General features: G+C 62.7%; 5 protein-coding genes. 2 read left to right on the forward strand and 3 right to left on the reverse strand.

Going from position 1 to position 20,702, the window contains the following annotated elements:
• Positions 1-135: 135 nt before the first annotated feature.
• The gene (locus R1A29_RS00080) at positions 136-846 is read right to left on the reverse strand and encodes a GntR family transcriptional regulator (RefSeq protein ID WP_438300303.1); all 711 of its coding nucleotides are present in this window, start codon (positions 844-846) and stop codon (positions 136-138) included.
• A gap of 195 nt (positions 847-1,041) precedes the next feature.
• Between R1A29_RS00080 and lapG the strand changes: the two genes are divergently transcribed.
• Entirely contained in the window at positions 1,042-1,734 is a 693-nt protein-coding gene (gene lapG / locus R1A29_RS00085) for a cysteine protease LapG (protein ID WP_119428526.1), read from the forward strand.
• Positions 1,735-1,748: 14 nt separating this feature from the next.
• Complete coding sequence (gene lapD / locus R1A29_RS00090; RefSeq protein WP_438300304.1) at positions 1,749-3,695, forward strand: cyclic di-GMP receptor LapD; 1,947 nt, start codon at positions 1,749-1,751, stop codon at positions 3,693-3,695.
• A 214-nt stretch (positions 3,696-3,909) separates the two neighbouring features.
• On the opposite strand, the gene R1A29_RS00095 is transcribed toward lapD, so the two are convergent.
• Both R1A29_RS00095 and R1A29_RS00100 read right to left on the reverse strand, forming a co-directional pair.
• A complete protein-coding gene (locus R1A29_RS00095; protein ID WP_438300305.1) occupies positions 3,910-4,248 on the reverse strand; it encodes a tryptophan synthase subunit beta in 339 nt (112 codons plus the stop codon).
• A 148-nt stretch (positions 4,249-4,396) separates the two neighbouring features.
• Entirely contained in the window at positions 4,397-20,629 is a 16,233-nt protein-coding gene (locus tag R1A29_RS00100; RefSeq protein WP_438300306.1) for an immunoglobulin-like domain-containing protein, read from the reverse strand.
• Between the last annotated feature and the right edge of the window lie 73 nt (positions 20,630-20,702).

Genomic DNA, 20,702 nt, shown 5'->3' on the forward strand with positions numbered 1-20,702 from the left:
ATTTCCGGGCTGTCCAAAGCAGGGGGAGGTTAGAGCGAAGGCGCCGAAGTGCCACGGCAATTGAGCGTGACCGGCGTGGGGATTTGTAAGCGGGTTATTCGCCGGGTGAGCGGGAGCTCACCCGGAAGGGGGGAATCAGCGGGCTGTCTTGCGGTTTTGTGCGGCGGGGCTGGCGAGGTAACGGGTGATGACCTCGACACCGCGGTTGAGGTGCTGCTCCAGCAACGCCACAGCGAGCGGGGTGTCTCGTTGCTTCACGGCCTGCAAAAGCGCACGGTGATCGTCCTGGGAGATCTTGCCCAGGCCCATGGCCTCAAGGTTGAAGCGCAGGAAGCGTTCCTCTTCATTCAAACCGTCCTCGACCAGCCGCAGCAGACGGCCGTTCGGGGATTTGCAATAAAGCGTCATGTGGAACAGGCGGTTGAGCCGGCCGATTTCGGTGTAGTCGTGCTCGGTTTCCAGCTCTTCGATGTAGCCGGCGGCGCGCTCGTGATCGGCGCTGGTCAGCAGCGGGATCGACTGACGCAGGGCTTCGGATTCCAGCAGGATGCGCAGTTCGTAGGTTTCGGTCGCGTCGCCCTGGATCAGCGGCGCTACCACGGCGCCTTTGTGGGCAACCACGCTTAACAGACCCTGGGCTTCCAGTTGACGCAAGGCTTCGCGCACCGGCATGCGGCTGACGCCGAACAGGTCCGCCAGGTCTTGTTGGCGCACGGCGGTGCCGCACGGCAGGCGCCCGTCGAGAATCGCCGAGCGCAGGGTTTCTTCGATGACCGAGCGCGCCAGATGCGCGGGAATCGGGCCTTCGACTTTGATGCTGTGGAGTGGCTTGGGCTTTTGGGTCACAACTGCACACCCTGTTGACTGCGGAATTTGGATCCAAAGGACACTAGTGATTGCTCTACAGGTTGTCAAACCGTGTAGAGGAACCCTGTCACATCTGAAGTTTAGCGCGCGGGCGATGATCTCAGGGTGCCATTGTTTTTTGCTCGGCTAACCTTCACCATCAAACGCCTTTCCTCCTGCCCTGGATGCCTTGCATTGGCGGTACGTTTCGCGATTCCCCGGATTGCGCGCTGGCTCGCCTGCGCGCTGCTGCTGGCCGGCGTCATGCTGGGCGGCCTGCATGCCGATTGGGATTTTTCCGCGATCAGCCGCAAGGCCACGGCATTGTACGGACCGCTGGGCGCCGGGCAACAACGGATCGATGCCTGGCAGAATCTGCTGGCCACTCAGAAACAGGTCAGCGAGATGGAAAAGCTCAAAGTGGTGAACCTGTTTTTCAACAAACAGATGCGCTACGTCGAGGACATCGACCTGTGGGGTCAGGTCGATTATTGGGAGACACCCATCGAAGCTTTGTGGAAAGGCGCCGGTGACTGCGAAGACTACGCGATCGCCAAGTATTTCAGCCTGCGCCATCTCGGCGTGGCCAGTGACAAATTGCGCATCACCTACGTCAAGGCCCTGCGCCAGAACCGCGCGCACATGGTGTTGACCTACTATTCCAGTCCCGACGCCATGCCGCTGGTGCTCGACAGCCTGATCGACCCGATCAAGCCGGCGTCCGAGCGAACCGATTTGCTGCCGGTCTACTCTTTCAATGCCGAAGGTCTGTACCTGCCGGGGGCCAAGGGCAACAAAAAGGTCGGCGACACCAAACGCCTGTCACGCTGGCAGGATGTGTTGAAAAAAATGCAGGCCGAAGGATTCCCGGTCGAGACGACTAACTAGGAGCACGCGCTCAGATGTCCTTGTTCAAACAGCTGTTGATCGCTATCTGTCTGTTCCTCGTGGTCGCCTTCACCGGCAGCTTCATGGTCAGCCTGGAGAGCTCGCGCACCCAGTATGTCAACCAGTTGCGCTCCCACGCCCAGGACGCCGCCACGGCGCTGGCGTTGTCGCTGACCCCGAACATCGACGACCCGGCGATGGTCGAGCTGCTGGTCAGTTCGATCTTCGACAGCGGCTATTACTCGAGCATCCGCGTGGTCGATCTGAAGACCGACCAGACCATCGTCGAGCGCAGTGGCATTCCCGCCGTCACCAACGTGCCGGACTGGTTCGTCAAACTGATCGGCCTTGAGCCGGCCGGCGGCGATGCGCTGGTCAGTCGTGGCTGGGAACAGGCGGCGCGGGTCGAGGTGGTCAGCCACCCGATGTTCGCGTTGGCCAAACTCTGGCAGAGCGCCTTGGGCAGTCTTGGCTGGTTGCTGGTCTGCGGTGCAGTGAGTGCGGTGCTGGGCGCGCTGTTGCTGCGCCGGCAATTGCGACCGCTGGATTACATGGTCAAGCAGTCCCACGCCATCGCCCGTCGCGAATTCCTCAGCCTGCCGGACCTGCCGCGCACGCCTGAACTGCGTCGCGTGGTGCTGGCCATGAACCAGATGGTCGAGAAGCTCAAGGCGCTGTTCGAGGAGCAGGCCGAGCGCAGTGAAAAACTGCGCACCGAGTCTTATCAGGACAACCTCACCGGGCTGGCCAACCGGCGCTACTTCGAGATGCAACTGAACGCCCGGGTGAGCAACCCGGAGCAGGCCAGCTCCGGTTATCTGTTGCTCCTGCGGGTCAAGGATCTGGCCGGGCTGAACCAGCGTCTTGGCGGTCAGCGTACCGATGAATTGTTGAAGGCGGTCGGCCAGCAACTCTCTCGCGAGTGCGCCAAATACCCGGAAACCCAGAACCTCGTGACCCGTATCCGTGGCGGTGAATTCGCCGTGCTGGCGCCGGGACTGACTCGCGAAGAAGCGCTGCAACTGGCGCAGAACCTCGACAGCGCCTTGGGAAGCCTGCATGCGACGGGCGCCACCGACGTGGCCGCCGTGGCCTCCATCGGCGTGGCGCCGTTCGCTCATGGCGATTCCCCACAATCGGTGCTCAGCCTCGGCGATCAGGCCCTGGCTCAGGCCGAAGGTCAGGGCGAACAGAACTGGGCGTGCCTCGATCAGAGTCTGGTGGCGGACGTCGGCGACGATCACCACGCTTGGCATCGCTTGCTCGATCAGGCGTTGAACCAGCGGCGTTTCGAGCTGTTCTTCCAGCCGGTGGTGGCTGCACAGGACACGAAACTGGTGCTGCATTACAAGGTGTTGTCGCGCCTGCTCGACGAACAGGGCCAGACCATTCCCGCCGGGCGCTTCCTGCCGTGGCTGGAGCGCTTTGGCTGGACTGCACGACTGGACCGGTTGATGCTCGAGCGAGTGCTGGAGCAAATGGCCGGCCATGAAGAATCCCTGGCGCTGAACCTGTCTTCGGCGACCCTGGCCGATCCACAGGCGCTGAACAAAGTCTTCGAGATCCTGCGCTCGCACTCCAATCTGGGGCCGCGCCTGACCCTGGAAATCGGCGAGGAGCAACTGCCGGAACAAGCGGTGCTGGAACAGTTGACCCGACGTTTGCGCGAACTCGGTTTCTCCCTGAGCCTGCAACGTTTCGGCGGGCGCTTCAGCATGATCGGCAACCTGGCGCGACTGGGGCTGGCGTACTTGAAGATCGATGGCAGCTACATCCGCGCGATCGACCAGGAGAGCGACAAGCGCCTGTTCATCGAGGCGATCCAGCGGGCGGCGCACAGCATCGATCTGCCGCTGATTGCGGAGCGGGTCGAGACGGAAGGGGAACTGTCGGTGATTCGCGAGATGGGCTTGTATGGGGTTCAGGGGCAGCTGTTCGGTGAACCTCGGCCTTGGCGGTGAGTCATTGAGGTCGCTGCCCTCACCCTAACCCTCTCCCAAAGGGAGAGGGAACTGACCGTGAAATATTGGGGTAATACGCCGACGTGAAAGAGCTTCGCTGAATCCATAATCGACTCGGTTTTTCAGGTCGATGTAGATCTCCTGACACCTCGGTCGGCCCCCTCTCCCACAGGGAGAGGGCTGGGGTGAGGGCAGGCTTTTGATTCCGGGCAGATCAGATCAACCCGGTCTCTTCATCATCAATCAACTGGCTCAACCCGCCCAACGCTTCCCGGGCCTGGGTACGGTCCATCAGCTTGGCCTGGGCCGCCGCCGGCAGGTCGGTGACGCGGATCACGCCTTTCTGGGTCAGGACCTGAATCAGGTCGTCGAGTACCCGAATCATCTCCAGGTCGCTCTGCTTGAGCTGCTTGAGGCTGTTTTCCACGGCCGCGTTGGCAAACCAGGCCTGGATTTCATGGTGGTCGGCGGGCAGCGTTTCCGTGGCCTCGGCCCAGGCCGCAGCTTCCACGCGAACCAACTGACCCTGTGCATCGCGTTGCACGTAAAACATTGAGCATCCCTCGGAAATGGACCAGCGTCATGCTGTCAGCAGCATAGCCAACTGCACGGGAGTATGCGGTGCGGCGACGCAATCGTCACCGGGAAGAAAGACGCAAACGTGACGGCCGCCCCATTGGGGCGGCCGTTTTGTTCACGCATCAGCTGTTGTTGTGGTCGACCTTGATGGTCGGATCGCTGCCGGCAATCAGGTTGTGAATGTTGGCAGTGGACCAGTTGTTGCCTTCCAGTTTGATCGTCACATCCGGTGTCGCGGCAGCCGCATCGGCGGAGTTGAACTTGCCCGCCGAGCTGACTTGCAGCGACGACACGCCGTCGACCGTGGTGATCTTCAGGAAGTTGTCGATGGTGCTGCCGGACTCGCCCTGCAGCAGGTCGCGCAGGTCGATGCGGTCACCTTCGCTGGCGTTGAAGTCCTTGATCACATCGTTGCCGGTGTCGCCTGCTTTCCAGACGAAGGTGTCGGCACCGGAACCGCCGATCAGGATGTCGTTGCCCGGGCCGCCGATCAGCGTGTCGTTGCCGGAGCCGCCGAGCAGGATGTCATTGCCCTTGCCGCCGTCGAGCACGTCATTGCCGCCACCGCCGAACAGAATGTCATTGCCTGCGCCACCCAGCAGCGTGTCGTTGCCGTCGTGGGCACCGGACACATCGAACGCCTGATAGTGCTCGGTGATGTACTGGTGCACGTTGCTGGTGGTGACTTTGCTGACATCCACACCGGTCTGCTGCGCAACGAACGCCTGCATCGCCTGGTAACCCTCGCCGGCAATGCCGTTGAAGCTCACCAGATCGCCGAACAGGATGTCGTTGCCGTCGCCACCGTTGACGGTGTCGTTGCCCGGCATCGTCGCTTCGGTGTGGCCGATGATCGAGTTGGCCAGGTCCTTCGGATCGATGTTGGTCTGCGGGTTGTGATCGGTGTCGTACGGTTTCAGGTCGTTGAGGCTGACACCGCTGTTGATCCCGATGGCTTCCACATTGGACAGGTTGCCCAGCAGTGCGAAGGCGCTGTTGGCGTTGTCAGTGGTGGCCTGGCTGGTGCTGCTGCCGGAGCCTGCCAGGCTCGACAGCTCGTAGGTGCCGTCGCCCTGGGCGTGGATGGTGCCCACGTTGCTCCAGTTCCAGTTGCCGTTTTTAAGCGTCTGCAACACGACAGCGCCAGCCGTGCTGATGGTCAGGTAGTGAGTGCTGTCGATGTAGGTGCTGAAGCGGTCGCCCAGTTTGTAGTTGCTGGTCTTCACCACGTCGTCGAGCTTCACGTTGCCGTACAGCGTCGGGTTGGTCTGCTCGCCGCTCTGGTAGTAGGTCGGCTGGCCGTCGGTGATGAAGTACGTGAGGTTCTTCGCCCCGGTATTGGCCACGGCTTCGGCGCTCTGGAAGAAGTTGGCCGTAGCCTTGAACACGTCTTCGTAGTTGGTGCCGCCGCCGGAGGTCATCGAGTCCAGCACTGCCTTGAGCTTGGTCAGCGCGTTCGGGTCGTTGAGGTTCACCGACACCGACTTGTTGACCTGGGTATCGAAGTCCACCAGGAAGATGTTCACCGTACCCGAGTTGTTGCCCATGCTCTGCTTGAGGGTGTTGAACACCGACGTCAGCGAGTCTTTGGCGGCGTTGATCGACGAGGTGCTCATGCTGCCCGAGCTGTCGACCATGAACGCAATGTTGTAGTTGGTGCCCGGCACCACGGTCAGGCCGCCGATGTCGGCGACGATGATGTCGTTGCCGTCGGTGCCGGTAACGGTGTCATCAGCCGAGGTGGCGACAATCGAGTTGTAGACCGCCGGCACCACGGAGACCGGAATGGTCGCGGTGGTGCTGGCCGAGCCGCCCAGAGCTTCGGTCGAAGTCGAGGTCACGGTCAGGTTGAACTGGCCGTTGTAGTAGGCCGGCGGGGTCACGGTCAGGCTGCCGAGGTTCCAGCCGGTGACGTTGGCGTCGCCGCTGGTGGCGGTCACGGTGAAGCTGTGGCCCGCGCCGTCGCTGAGCACCGAACCGACCGGTGCGCCGCTGATCTTGATGCTCAGGGTTTCCGAGCCGTCGGTGTCGGTCAGCGCGGTGCTGATCGACGACAGTTTCACGGTGGTGCCTTCGGCGCCGGTGTTGAGCTTGTAGCCGTCGTAATAGCCTTCGCCGTTGGTGCCGTGCAGATCGGAGACGGTCACGCCGGAGTTCACCAGGTCCTGAACGCCGGTGTAAATCGGCACGCCAGCACTGCTCAGGTCGATCGCCGTGCCGCCGTTGACCGACAGGTTGACGTCGTAGCTGCCCGGGCCGCTCTGGTTGTGGTGGTAGATCTCCAGGGTGTAGTAACCGCTGGTGGTCGGGGTGAACGAACCGTTGAGGTTGCCGCCCGCGCCCCAGGTCGTGGAGGCCACGTTCTTGCCACCGATGTTCACCAGCAGGCTGTCATCGCCGATGCCGGTGAAGGTGTAGGTCTTGCCGGCTTCGAGGTAGATCAGGCCGGAGGTCTTCGACGCGGTGCCCGCCGCGACGTTGCCATCGGACTGCACGTTGGTCACGTTGCCTTTGGAGTTCGCGGTGCCGGCGCCGTCGATCACGTTTTTCAGGGTGGTCGAGTTCGCGCCGCTGCCGTCGGTGCCCAGGCCCGACAGGCCGGTCCAGACTTCCTTGATCAGCCCGGTGGACTTCACGCTGTTGTCGGCCACCGACAGGGTCGGCGCATCCGCCACCGGCGTGATGTCGATCTTTATCGTGCCGGTGTTGCCCAGCAGTTGGCCGTCGGTTGGCTGGAACTTGATCTGCGCGTAGTCAGCCTGGTTGTTGCCCAGACCGGTGCCGCCATAACCGTTCACACCCGATTCGTTGGCATCCGGCAGGAAACGCAGCTTGCCGGCGTCAATGTCGGCCTTGCTGAAAGTCTGGTTGGTGGCGACGTCTTTCCAGGTCGAACCGTCCAGATACTGCAGTTTGCCTTCGCCCGGCAGCTGGGTGATTTTCACGCCCAGGCTCGAGGCCGGACTGTCGACGTCGGTGACGCCGAAGGTCGACCAGCCGAGGATCAGCGGGGTGTCTTCGGTGCCGGTGACGTTGACCGGTGCTGCGACCGGCGCGTCGTTGACGGCCACCACGTTGACCGTGGTGGTGGCGACGTTGGAGTAGTTGCCGCCATCGGTCACCGTCACGGTGATGATGCGCGGCACGGTGCTCGGATCTTCACTGTTGTTGGTGAAGGTGATGTTCTTGATCTGCTGCATGTAGTCGGCCAGCGTCGCGTTGCCCGACAGGGTCAGCGTGATCGAGCCATCCTTGCTGTTGGCATTGATGGTGATGCCGTTGACGCTGTTGCCCAGGTTCAGCGAGTCGCCCGGCTGACGGTTGGTCAGCACGATGGTGGCGCCGGTCAGCATGGTGCTGTCCGGGTCGGTGATGCTGATGTCGGTGTCGGCGATCGACACGCCCGCACCCGGAGTGTTTTCGGTGAAGGTCACCTTGTAGTCGGCCCCGGTGGCGCCGCTGGAGTTGTTGGCGTCGAGGTCGAGGACCGGTGGCGCATCGTTGTCGATGATCGAGGTGCTGACGCTACCGTTGGTGCTGCTGACCGCCAGGTTTTCGAAGTTGCCGCCGGTGGCCGAGTCGATCTTGACCACGAAGTTCTCGGTGCCCTCGGTGATCTTGTCGTCAATGGTCGCAACGTTGAACTGCGCGCTGCTGGCGCCCGCCGGGATCTTCACGGTGTACACGCCGGTGAAGTCCGAACCGTCGGCGGCGGTGCCGCTGTAGACGATTTTCAGGGTCACTTCGGATTGCGCCGGGTGGGTCAGGCTGACGGTATAGGTCGCGGTCTGGCCTTCGGTCACCGAGGTGCTGCCGGTGATGCTGACGGTGGTGGTGTCGATGGTGTCGGTGACGTTGGTCACCGCTGGCGTGTTGCTGGTCACCAGGTTTTCGAAGTTGCCACCGGTGGCGTTGGTGATGGTTGCCTGCACGGTGCCGGCGTCTTTGTAGACGTCGTCAGCCGGTGCCGGAACGGTCACGGTGCCGGTGGTTTTGCCGGCCTCGATGGTGATCACCGAGCCGTTGCTCAGGGTCACGGTCACCGGGGTGCCGGCCGCGTTGGTCAGGGTCGCGGTGTAGGTGATCTGGCCACCTTCGGCCACGCTGCCGGTCGCAGTCAGCGACAGGTTGGTGGTGTCGATGGTGTCGGTCACGGTGGTGCTGACCGGCGTCTTGTCGGCCACGAGGTTTTCGTAGTTGCCGCCGCTGACGTTGGAGATCGAGTTGGTCAGCGGTGCATGACCATTCAACACGTCGTTCGGTGCCGTCGTGGTGACGGTGCCGGTGGTCTTGCCGATGTCGATGGTGATGGTCTGGCCGTTGGACAGGGTCACGGTCACTGGCGAACCGGTCACCGGCGCGCCGACAGTCGCGGTGTAGACGACGTTGCCGCCCTCGGCCGCTGTCGCGGTCGCGGTCAGCTTCACGGTGGTGGTGTCGATGGTGTCGGTGACGCTGGTCACCGCTGGCGTGTTACTGGTCACCAGGTTTTCGAAGTTGCCACCGGTAGCCGACTTGATCGTGGCCTGAACGGTGCCGGCGTCCTTGTAGACGTCATCGGCTGGCGCCGGAACGGTCACGGTGCCAGAGGTTTTGCCAGCGTCGATGGTGATCACGGCGCCGTTGCTCAGAGTCACGGTCACCGGAGTGCCCGCAGCGTTGGTCAACGTTGCGGTGTAGACGATCGAACCGCCTTCAGCCACGGTGCCGGTCGCGCTCAGCGACAGGTTGGTGGTGTCGATGGTGTCGGTGACGGTGGTCGAAACCGGAGTCTTGTCGGCGACCAGATTCTCGTAGTTGCCGCCGCTGACATTGGTGATGGCGTTGGTCAACGGCGCGTGTCCGTTGAGCGCATCGTTCGGCGCAGTGGTGGTCACGGTGCCGGTGGTTTTACCCACTTCGATGGTGATGGTCTGGCCGTTGGACAGGGTCACGGTCACAGGCGAACCAGTCACAGGTGCACCAACAGTCGCGGTGTAGACGACGTTGCCGCCCTCGGCCGCTGTTGCGGTCGCGGTCAGCTTCACGGTGGTGGTGTCGATGGTGTCAGTGACATTGGTCACCGCTGGCGTGTTGCTGGTCACCAGGTTTTCGAAGTTGCCACCGGTGGCGTTGGTGATGGTTGCCTGAACAGTACCGGCATCCTTATAGACGTCGTCGGCTGGAGCCGGAACGGTCACGGTGCCGGTGGTTTTACCAGCGTCGATGGTGATCACGGCGCCGTTGCTCAACGTCACGGTTACCGGAGTGCCCGCAGCGTTGGTCAGGGTGGCGGTGTAGATGATCGAACCGCCCTCGGCGACCGAATTGGTGGCGCTCAAGGACAGGTTGGTGGTGTCGATGGTGTCGGTGACCGTGGTCGAAACCGGGGTCTTGTCGGCCACGAGGTTTTCGTAGTTGCCACCGCTCACGTTGGTGATGGCGTTGGTCAGTGGCGCATGACCATTCAACACGTCGTTCGGCGCGGTGGTGGTGACGGTGCCGGTGGTCTTGCCGACTTCGATGGTGATTTGCTGACCGTTCGACAGGGTCACGGTCACTGGCGAGCCGGTGACAGGTGCACCCACGGTGGCGGTGTAGGTGACGGTGCCACCCTCGGCCGCAGTCGTGGTCGCCGTCAGCTTCACGGTGGTGGTGTCGATGGTGTCGGTGACGCTGGTCACCGCTGGCGTGGTGCTGGTCACCAGGTTTTCGAAGTTGCCACCGGTGGCCGACTTGATTGTTGCCTGTACGTTGCCGGCGTCCTTGTAGACGTCATCGGCTGGAGCCGGAACAGTGACGGTGCCAGAGGTTTTGCCCGCGTCGATGGTGATCACCGCGCCGTTCGACAACGTCACGGTCACTGGCGAGCCAGCGGCGTTGGTCAGGGTCGCGGTATAGGTGATCTGGCCACCCTCGGCCACGGTGCCGGTCGCGGTCAGCGACAGGTTGGTGGTGTCGATGGTGTCGGTGACGGTGGTCGAAACCGGTGTTTTGTCGGCGACCAGATTTTCGTAGTTGCCGCCGGAAACGTTGGTGATGGCGTTGGTCAACGGCGCGTGACCGGTCAGCACATCGTTTGGCGCCGTGGTAGTGACGGTGCCGGTGGTCTTGCCGATGTCGATGGTGATGGTCTGGCCGTTCGACAGGGTCACGGTCACTGGCGAGCCGGTGACCGGTGCACCCACGGTAGCGGTGTAGGTGACGGTGCCACCTTCGGCAGCGGTTTCGGTCGCAGTCAGTTTGACCGTGGTGGTGTCGATGGTGTCGGTGACGTTGGTCACGGCTGGTGTGTTGTTGGTCACCAGGTTTTCGAAGTTGCCACCGGTGGCGGATTTGATCGTGGCCTGTACGGTGCCGGCGTCCTTGTAGACGTCATCGGCTGGGGCCGGAACGGTTACGGTGCCGGTGGTTTTGCCCGCGTCGATGGTGATCACCGCGCCGTTCGACAACGTCACGGTCACTGGCGAGCCAGCGGCGTTGGTCAGGGTCGCGGTATAGGTGATCTGGCCACCCTCGGCCACGGTGCCGGTCGCGGTCAGCGACAGGTTGGTGGTGTCGATGGTGTCGGTGACGGTGGTCGAAACCGGTGTTTTGTCGGCGACCAGATTTTCGTAGTTGCCACCGCTCACGTTGGTGATGGCGTTGGTCAGCGGCGCGTGGCCAGTCAGCGCATCGTTCGGCGCAGTGGTGGTCACGGTACCGGTGGTTTTGCCCACTTCGATGGTGATGGTCTGGCCGTTGGACAGGGTCACAGTGACTGGCGAGCCGGTCACTGGCGCGCCGACAGTCGCGGTGTAAGTAACGGTGCCGCCTTCAGCTGCCGACTCGGTCGCGGTCAGTTTGACCGTGGTGGTGTCGATGGTATCGGTAACCTGGGTCACCGCAGGAACCGTGCTGGTCACCAGATTTTCGAAGTTGCCACCCGTGGCGGACTTGATCGTCGCTTCCACGGTGCCGGCGTCCTTGTAGACGTCATCGGCAGGGGCTGGAACCGTCACGGTGCCGGTAGTTTTACCGGCCTCGATGGTGATCACGGCGCCGTTGCTCAAGGTCACGGTCACCGGGGTGCCCGCAGCGTTGGTCAGTGTGGCGGTGTAAATGATCGAACCGCCCTCGGCGACCGAGTTGGTGGCGCTGAGGGTCAGGTTGGTGGTGTCGACGGTGTCAGTGACCGTGGTCGAAACCGGGGTCTTGTCGGCAACGAGGTTCTCGTAATTACCGCCGGTTACGCCGGTGATCGCATTGGTCAGCGGCGCGTGGCCGGTCAACGCATCGTTCGGCGCGGTGGTGGTCACGGTGCCAGTGGTTTTACCCACTTCGATGGTGATCGACTGACCGTTGGACAGGGTTACGGTCACCGGGGAACCGGTTACCGGAGCGCCAACAGTCGCGGTGTAAGTAACGGTGCCGCCTTCAGCCGCCGACTCGGTCGCGGTCAGTTTGACCGTGGTGGTGTCGATGGTGTCGGTGACATTGGTCACGGCTGGCGTGTTGCTGGTCACCAGGTTTTCGAAGTTGCCACCGGTCGCGGACTTGATCGTCGCTTCCACGGTGCCGGCGTCCTTGTAGACGTCATCGGCTGGCGCAGGAACGGTGACGGTGCCAGTGGTTTTACCGGCTTCGATGGTGATCACCGCGCCGTTCGACAGGGTCACGGTTACCGGGGTGCCGGCCGGATTGGTCAGGGTTGCGGTGTAGACGATCGAGCCGCCTTCGGCCACGGTGCCGGTCGCGGTCAGCGACAGGTTGGTGGTGTCGATGGTGTCGGTCACAGTGGTGCTGACCGGAGTCTTGTCCGCTACGAGGTTTTCGTAGTTGCCGCCGCTCACGTTGGTGATTGCGTTGGTCAGCGGCGCATGGCCGTTCAGCACATCGTTCGGCGCGGTGGTGGTCACGGTGCCGGTGGTTTTGCCCACTTCAATGGTGATTTGCTGACCGTTGGACAGGGTCACGGTCACTGGCGAGCCAGTCACCGGAGCGCCCACAGTCGCGGTGTAAGTAACGGTGCCACCTTCGGCGGCGGTTTCGGAGGCGGTGAGCTTCACGGTCGTCGTGTCGATGGTGTCGGTGACTTCCGTTACGGCTGGAACGGTGCTCGGAACGAGGTTCTCGAAGTTGCCACCGGTTGCATCCTTGATGGTGACTTCGACTTTGCCGGCATCCTTGTAGACGTCATCGGCCGGGGCCGGAACGGTTACGGTGCCGGTGGTTTTTCCCGCTTCGATGGTAATCACGGCGCCGTTGCTCAACGTCACGGTCAGCGGCGTGCCGGCCGGGTTGGTCAGGGTCGCGGTGTAAACAATCGAGCCGCCTTCGGCCACAGTGCCGGTCGCGGTCAGCGACAGGTTGGTGGTGTCGATGGTGTCGGTGACGGTGGTGCTGACCGGCGTCTTGTCCGCTACGAGGTTCTCATAGTTGCCACCGCTCACATCAGTAATCGAGTTGGTCAGCGGTGCATGGCCGTTCAGCGCATCGTTAGGTGCGGTGGTGGTCACGGTGCCGGTGGTCTTGCCGACTTCGATGGTGATTTGCTGACCGTTGGACAAGGTCACGGTGACTGGCGAACCGGTCACAGGCGCGCCCACAGTCGCGGTATAGGTGACGGTGCCGCCTTCAGCCGTCGACTCGGTCGCGGTCAGTTTGACCGTGGTGGTGTCGATGGTGTCGGTAACCTGAGTCACGGCCGGAACGGTGCTTGGCACCAGATTCTCGAAGTTGCCGCCAGTAGCCGTCGAAATGGTTGCTTCGACTTTGCCAGCGTCCTTGTAGACGTCGTCCGCCGGGGCCGCAACGGTCACGGTGCCGGTAGTTTTACCCGCTTCGATGGTGATCACGGCGCCGTTCGACAAGGTCACAGTCACCGGCGTGCCCGCCGGGTTGGTCAGTGTGGCGGTGTAAACAATCGAACCGCCCTCGGCCACGGAGCCAGTGGCGCTCAGGGTCAGGTTGGTGGTGTCGACGGTGTCGGTCACGGTGGTGCTGACCGGAGTTTTGTCAGCCACCAGATTTTCGTAGTTGCCGCCGGTCACGCCAGTGATCGAGTTGGTCAGCGGCGCATGGCCGTTCAGCACATCGTTCGGCGCGGTGGTGGTCACGGTGCCGGTGGTTTTACCGACCTCGATAGTGATTTGCTGACCATTGGCCAGGGTCACGGTAACCGGAGAACCCGTCACCGGTGCGCCAACAGTCGCGGTGTAGGTGACAGTGCCACCTTCAGCAGCGGTTTCGGTCGCGGTGAGTTTCACCGTGGTGGTATCGATGGTATCGGTGACGTTGGTCACGGCTGGAACAGTGCTTGGCACCAGGTTCTCAAAACCGCCACCGGTGACGGTCGAAATGGTCGCCTCGACCTTGCCGGCATCCTTGTAAACGTCATCGGCCGGAGCCGGAACGGTCACCGTGCCAGTGGTCTTGCCGGCTTCGATGGTGATCACTGCGCCGTTCGACAGGGTTACGGTCACAGGGGTGCCGGCCGGGTTGGTCAGGGTCGCGGTGTAGACAATCGAACCACCCTCGGCTACCGAGTCGGTGGCGGTCAGGTTGAGGTTGGTGGTGTCGACCGTGTCCGAAACCGAGGTGTTGGCCGGTTTGCTATCGACCGCCAGGTTCTCGTAGTTGCCACCGGTGGCCTTGTCGATGGTCACGCTCAGCGAGCTGCCGCCCGCCAATGGGCTGTTCGGCGCGACGAAGTTCACGGTGCCGGTGGTCTCGCCCACGGCGATGGTGATGGTCTGGCCGTTGGACAGGGTCACCACGACCGGCGAGCCGGTCACTGGCGCAGTCACGGTCGCGGTGTAGACCACGGTTTCGCCTTCGGCGACGTTGGCGGTAGCGGTCAGCGACACGGTGGACGTGTCGATGGTGTCGTGAACGGTGGTGACCGCCGGGGCCGTGCTGGTGACCAGGTTTTCAAAGTTGCCGCCGGTGGCGCCCTTGATGGTCGTTTCAACGGTGCCGGCGTCCTTGTAGACGTCGTCCTTCGGCGCGTCGACGGTCACGGTGCCAGTGGTTTTGCCAGCCTCGATGGTGATCACCGCGCCATTGCTCAGCGTCACGGTCACCGGGGTCCCGGCGGCGTTGGTCAGGGTCGCGGTGTAGGTGATCTGGCCACCTTCATTGACTTCCGGCGTCGCGCTCAGCGTCAGGTTGGTGGTGTCGACGGTGTCGGTCACGGTGGTGCTGACCGGGGTTTTGTCAGCCACGAGGTTTTCGTAGTTGCCGCCGCTCACGCCGGTGATCGAGTTGGTCAGCGGTTCGTGACCGTTGAGTGCGTCGTTCGGTGCAGTGGTGGTCACGGTACCGGTGGTCTTGCCGACTTCGATGGTGATCGACTGACCGTTGGACAGGGTCACGGTCACCGGGGAACCGGTTACCGGAGCGCCCACAGTCGCGGTGTAGGTGACGATGCCACCTTCAGCTGCGGATTCGGTCGCGGTCAGTTTGACCGTGGTGGTGTCGATGGTGTCGGTGACTTCGGTGACGGCCGGAACAGTGCTCGGCACCAGGTTTTCGAAGTTGCCACCGGACGCGTCCTTGATCGTGACTTCGACCTTGCCGGCGTCTTTGTAGACGTCATCGGCCGGAGCCGGAACGGTCACGGTGCCTGTGGTTTTGCCCGCTTCAATGGTGATGACGGAGCCGTTGCTCAAGGTCACGGTCACCGGCGTACCGGCCGGGTTGGTCAGCGTGGCGGTGTAGACGATCGAGCCACCTTCGGCCACGGAGCCAGTGGCGCTCAGGGTCAGGTTGGTGGTGTCGACGGTATCGGTGACAGTGGTGGAGACTGGAGTTTTATCAGCAACCAGATTTTCATAGTTGCCACCGGTCACATCGGTGATCGAGTTGGTCAGCGGTGCATGACCATTCAATGCATCGTTCGGCGCGGTGGTGGTGACGGTGCCGGTGGTCTTGCCCACTTCAATGGTGATTTGCTGACCATTGGCCAGGGTCACGGTCACAGGCGAGCCGGTCACCGGTGCGCCAACGGTAGCGGTATAAGTGACAGTGCCACCTTCTGCTGCCGACTCGGTCGCGGTGAGCTTCACCGTGGTGGTGTCGATGGTGTCGGTGACTTCGGTAACCGCCGGGACAGTGCTCGGAACGAGGTTCTCGAAATTGCCGCCGGACGCATCCTTGATCGTGACTTCAACCTTGCCGGCGTCCTTGTAGACGTCATCGGCTGGCGCCGGAACAGTCACGGTGCCCGTGGTTTTACCGGCTTCGATGGTGATGACGGAGCCGTTGCTCAATGTCACGGTCACCGGGGTGCCGGCCGGGTTGGTCAGGGTTGCGGTGTAAACAATCGAACCGCCCTCGGCCACGGAGCCAGTGGCGCTCAGGGTCAGGTTGGTGGTGTCGACGGTGTCGGTGACAGTAGTGGAAACCGGAGTCTTGTCGGCTACAAGGTTTTCGTAGTTGCCGCCGCTCACGTCAGTGATCGAGTTGGTCAGTGGTTCGTGACCATTCAACGCGTCGTTCGGCGCGGTGGTCGTCACGGTGCCGGTGGTTTTACCGACTTCGATGGTGATTTGTTGACCATTGGCCAGGGTCACGGTCACTGGCGAGCCGGTCACAGGTGCGCCGACGGTAGCGGTGTAGGTGACAGTTCCACCTTCAGCTGCCGACTCGGTCGCAGTCAGTTTGACCGTGGTGGTGTCGATGGTGTCGGTGACTTCGGTGACGGCCGGAACAGTGCTCGGCACCAGGTTTTCGAAGTTGCCACCGGACGCGTCCTTGATCGTGACTTCGACCTTGCCGGCGTCTTTGTAGACGTCATCGGCCGGAGCCGGAACGGTCACGGTGCCTGTGGTTTTGCCCGCTTCAATGGTGATGACGGAGCCGTTGCTCAACGTCACGGTCACCGGGGTGCCGGCAGGGTTGGTCAGGGTAGCGGTGTAAACAATCGAACCGCCCTCGGCCACGGTACCGGTCGCAGTCAGCGACAGATTGGTGGTGTCGACGGTGTCGGTCACTGTGGTGCTGACCGGAGTTTTGTCAGCTACGAGGTTTTCGTAGTTACCGCCGCTCACGTCAGTGATCGAGTTGCTCAACGGTTCATGACCGTTCAACGCATCGTTCGGCGCGGTGGTGGTCACGGTGCCGGTGGTCTTGCCGACTTCGATGGTGATGGTCTGGCCGTTGGCCAAAGTGACAGTCACTGGCGAACCGGTCACAGGCGCACTGATGGTCGCGGTGTAGGTGACGGTTCCGCCCTCGGCCACCGATGTATCGGCGCTCAGCTTCACAGTCGATGTGTCGATGGTGTCGGTGACTTCAGTGACAGCCGGGACGGTGCTCGGAACAAGGTTCTCGAAGTTGCCGCCGGACGCGTCCTTGATGGTTACTTCGACCTTGCCGGCGTCCTTGTAGACGTCATCGGCCGGCGCAGGAACAGTCACGGTGCCGATGGTTTTGCCCGCTTCGATGGTGATGACGGAGCCGTTGCTCAAGGTCACGGTCACCGGCGTACCGGCCGGGTTGGTCAGCGTGGCGGTGTAGACGATCGAGCCACCTTCGGCCACGGAGCCAGTGGCGCTCAGGGTCAGGTTGGTGGTGTCGACGGTATCGGTGACAGTGGTGGAGACTGGAGTTTTATCAGCAACCAGATTTTCATAGTTGCCACCGGTCACATCGGTGATCGAGTTGGTCAGCGGTGCATGACCATTCAATGCATCGTTCGGCGCGGTGGTGGTGACGGTGCCGGTGGTCTTGCCCACTTCAATGGTGATTTGCTGACCATTGGCCAGGGTCACGGTCACAGGCGAGCCGGTCACCGGTGCGCCAACGGTAGCGGTATAAGTGACAGTGCCACCTTCTGCTGCCGACTCGGTCGCGGTGAGCTTCACCGTGGTGGTGTCGATGGTGTCGGTGACTTCGGTAACCGCCGGGACAGTGCTCGGAACGAGGTTCTCGAAATTGCCGCCGGACGCATCCTTGATCGTGACTTCAACCTTGCCGGCGTCCTTGTAGACGTCATCGGCTGGCGCCGGAACAGTCACGGTGCCCGTGGTTTTACCGGCTTCGATGGTGATGACGGAGCCGTTGCTCAATGTCACGGTCACCGGGGTGCCGGCCGGGTTGGTCAGGGTTGCGGTGTAAACAATCGAACCGCCCTCGGCCACGGAGCCAGTGGCGCTCAGGGTCAGGTTGGTGGTGTCGACGGTGTCGGTGACAGTAGTGGAAACCGGAGTCTTGTCGGCTACAAGGTTTTCGTAGTTGCCGCCGCTCACGTCAGTGATCGAGTTGGTCAGTGGTTCGTGACCATTCAACGCGTCGTTCGGCGCGGTGGTCGTCACGGTGCCGGTGGTTTTACCGACTTCGATGGTGATTTGTTGACCATTGGCCAGGGTCACGGTCACTGGCGAGCCGGTCACCGGTGCGCCGACGGTAGCGGTGTAGGTGACAGTTCCACCTTCAGCTGCCGACTCGGTCGCAGTCAGTTTGACCGTGGTGGTGTCGATGGTGTCGGTGACTTCGGTGACGGCCGGAACAGTGCTCGGCACCAGGTTTTCGAAGTTGCCACCGGACGCGTCCTTGATCGTGACTTCGACCTTGCCGGCGTCTTTGTAGACGTCATCGGCCGGAGCCGGAACGGTCACGGTGCCTGTGGTTTTGCCCGCTTCAATGGTGATGACGGAGCCGTTGCTCAAGGTCACGGTCACCGGAGTGCCCGCCGGGTTGGTCAGGGTGGCGGTGTAAACAATCGAGCCGCCCTCGGCAACGGAGCCGGTCGCGCTCAGTGTCAGGTTGGTGGTATCGACGGTGTCGGTGACGGTGGTCGAAACCGGTGTCTTGTCGGCTACAAGGTTTTCGTAGTTACCGCCGCTCACGTCAGTGATCGAGTTGGTCAGCGGCGCGTGGCCGTTGAGTACATCGTTCGGCGCGGTGGTGGTCACGCTGCCGGTGGTCTTGCCGACTTCGATGGTGATGGTCTGACCGTTGGCCAGGGTCACGGTGACCGGGGAGCCGGTCACCGGTGCGCCAACGGTGGCGGTGTAAGTGACGGTGCCGCCTTCAGCGACCGAGGTGTCAGCGGTCAGTTTCACGGTTGAAGTGTCGATGGTATCGGTCACTTCGGTAACCGCCGGGACAGTGCTCGGAACGAGGTTCTCGAAATTGCCGCCGGATGCATCCTTGATGGTCACTTCAACCTTGCCGGCATCTTTGTAGACGTCATCGGCAGGGGCCGGAACGGTCACGGTGCCGGTGGTTTTACCGGCTTCGATGGTGATCACCGCGCCATTGGACAGGGTCACGGTGACTGGCGAGCCGGCGGCATTGGTCAGGGTCGCGGTGTAGACGATCGAACCGCCCTCGGCCACGGAGCCAGTGGCGCTCAGGGTCAGGTTGGTGGTGTCGACGGTGTCGGTGACCGTGGTCGAAACCGGGGTCTTGTCGGCTACGAGGTTTTCGTAGTTGCCGCCGCTCACGCCAGTGATCGAGTTGGTCAGCGGCGGATTGCCGGTCAGCGCGTCATTCGGCGCGGTGGTGGTCACGGTGCCGGTGGTCTTGCCGACTTCGATGGTGATCTGCTGACCATTGGCCAGGGTCACGGTCACAGGCGAACCGGTCACCGGCGCGCCAACGGTGGCGGTGTAGGTAACGGTGCCGCCTTCGGCTGCGGTTTCGGTCGCGGTGAGTTTTACCGTGGTGGTGTCGATGGTGTCAGTGACTTCGGTCACGGCGGGAACGGTGCTCGGCACCAGGTTCTCGAAGTTGCCGCCGGTGGTGCCGGTAATGCTGACTTCGACTTTGCCGGCGTCCTTGTAAACGTCATCGGCCGGTGCCGGAACGGTCACGGTGCCGGTGGTCTTGCCCGCTTCAATGGTGATGACGGAGCCGTTGCTCAACGTCACGGTCACCGGCGTGCCGGCCGGGTTGGTCAGGGTCGCGGTGTAAACGATCGAGCCGCCTTCGGCCACGGAACCGGTGGCGCTCAGCGACAGATTGGTGGTGTCGATGGAGTCGGTGACGGTGGTGGTCGCCGGCGTGGTGTTCGGCACCAGATTTTCGAAGTTGCCGCCGGTAGCACCGGTAATGGTGGTGCTGACGGTGCCGCCGTTGTTGTAGACGTCATTCGGCGCGGTCGGCACGTTGACGCTGCCGCTGGTCTTGCCGGCTTCGATGGTGATGGTCGAGCCGTTCGACAGGGTGACGGTCACCGGCGTCTGCGCCGGGTTGGTCAACGTCGCGGTGTAGGTGATCTGGCCACCCTCGACCACGGTGCCGGTCGCGGTCAGGGTCAGGTTGGTGGTGTCGACCGAATCGACGATATTGGTGACGGCTGGCGTCGGGTTCGGTACCAGATTCTCGAAGTTGCCGCCCGTGGCACCGGTGATCGTGGTGGTGACGGTGCTGCCATTGTTGTAGACGTCATTCGGTGCGGTCGGCACGTTGACGGTGCCGGTGGTCTGGCCGGCGCCGATGGTGATGGTCGAGCCGTTGGACAGGGTGACGGTGACCGGCGTCTGCGCCGGGTTGGTCAGGGTGGCGGTGTAGGTGATCTGGCCACCTTCGGTGACGCTGCTGCCCGCCGTCAGGGTGACGGTGGTGGTGTCGATGGTGTCGGTGACCTGGGTCACGGCCGGGGTGGTCGGCACGGTGACGGTAATGCCGTTGCCGCCGGTGGTGCCGGTGACGATCACGTTGATCTGGCTGGCGTCGTTGTAGACCGTGTCATTCGGGGCCAGCGGCACGTTGACGGTACCGGTGGTGGAGCCGGCCGGAATCACGATCACCGCGCCATTGGACAGGGTGACGGTCAGGTCGGTCAGCGGCGCCTGGGTCAGGGTCGCGGTGTACACCAGCACGCCGCCGGCTTCGGTGATGGTCGGCGTGGCGCTGAGGCTCAGGGTCGAGTCGCGCAGGGCGTTGGTGGTGGTGTCGGTGGTCTGGCCGCCGGTGATGTTCTGGGCGGCCTGGCCGCCGGAGTTGATGCCCGCGGTCGGGAAGCCGATGGTCGGATCGACACGGCCAGCGGTCGCATCGAGCATCACGAAGCTGTGGCCACCCCCGGCAGCACCGCCAGTGCCTGCGGCGGTCGCGCCGGCAGCGGTGGCCTCAAGGTCGGTGGTCGGGTCGGCACCGGCAGCAATGGCTTGCTGCAGCTCTTCAACGGACGGTGCAGCTTGTGCAGTGGCCTCGGCCAGGTCGGTGGTGGAGTCCGGCGTGTCGGCGCTCCATTGAGTGTCACGACCCAGGTCGAGGGTGCGGCCATCAGCCAGTTCCAGGGACACCGCGCCAGAGACGCCGGTATCGACCTGATCGCCGGCGAACAGACGGTCGCCTTCAACGAGTACGCGACGGACGCCCTCTGGGGACACCACGAAAACCTGACCGACAATGCTTTTGACGATGGCCACAACACTGCTCATTGAAGACTCTCCGGGTGTCACGTTCAGTTGACTTCCATAGACCTGATGGCTTTTCTGCGCCGATTCAGTCTGG

The organism is Pseudomonas sp. NMS19W, assembly GCF_051554255.1.
Taxonomy (GTDB): Bacteria; Pseudomonadota; Gammaproteobacteria; order Pseudomonadales; family Pseudomonadaceae; genus Aquipseudomonas; species Aquipseudomonas kribbensis.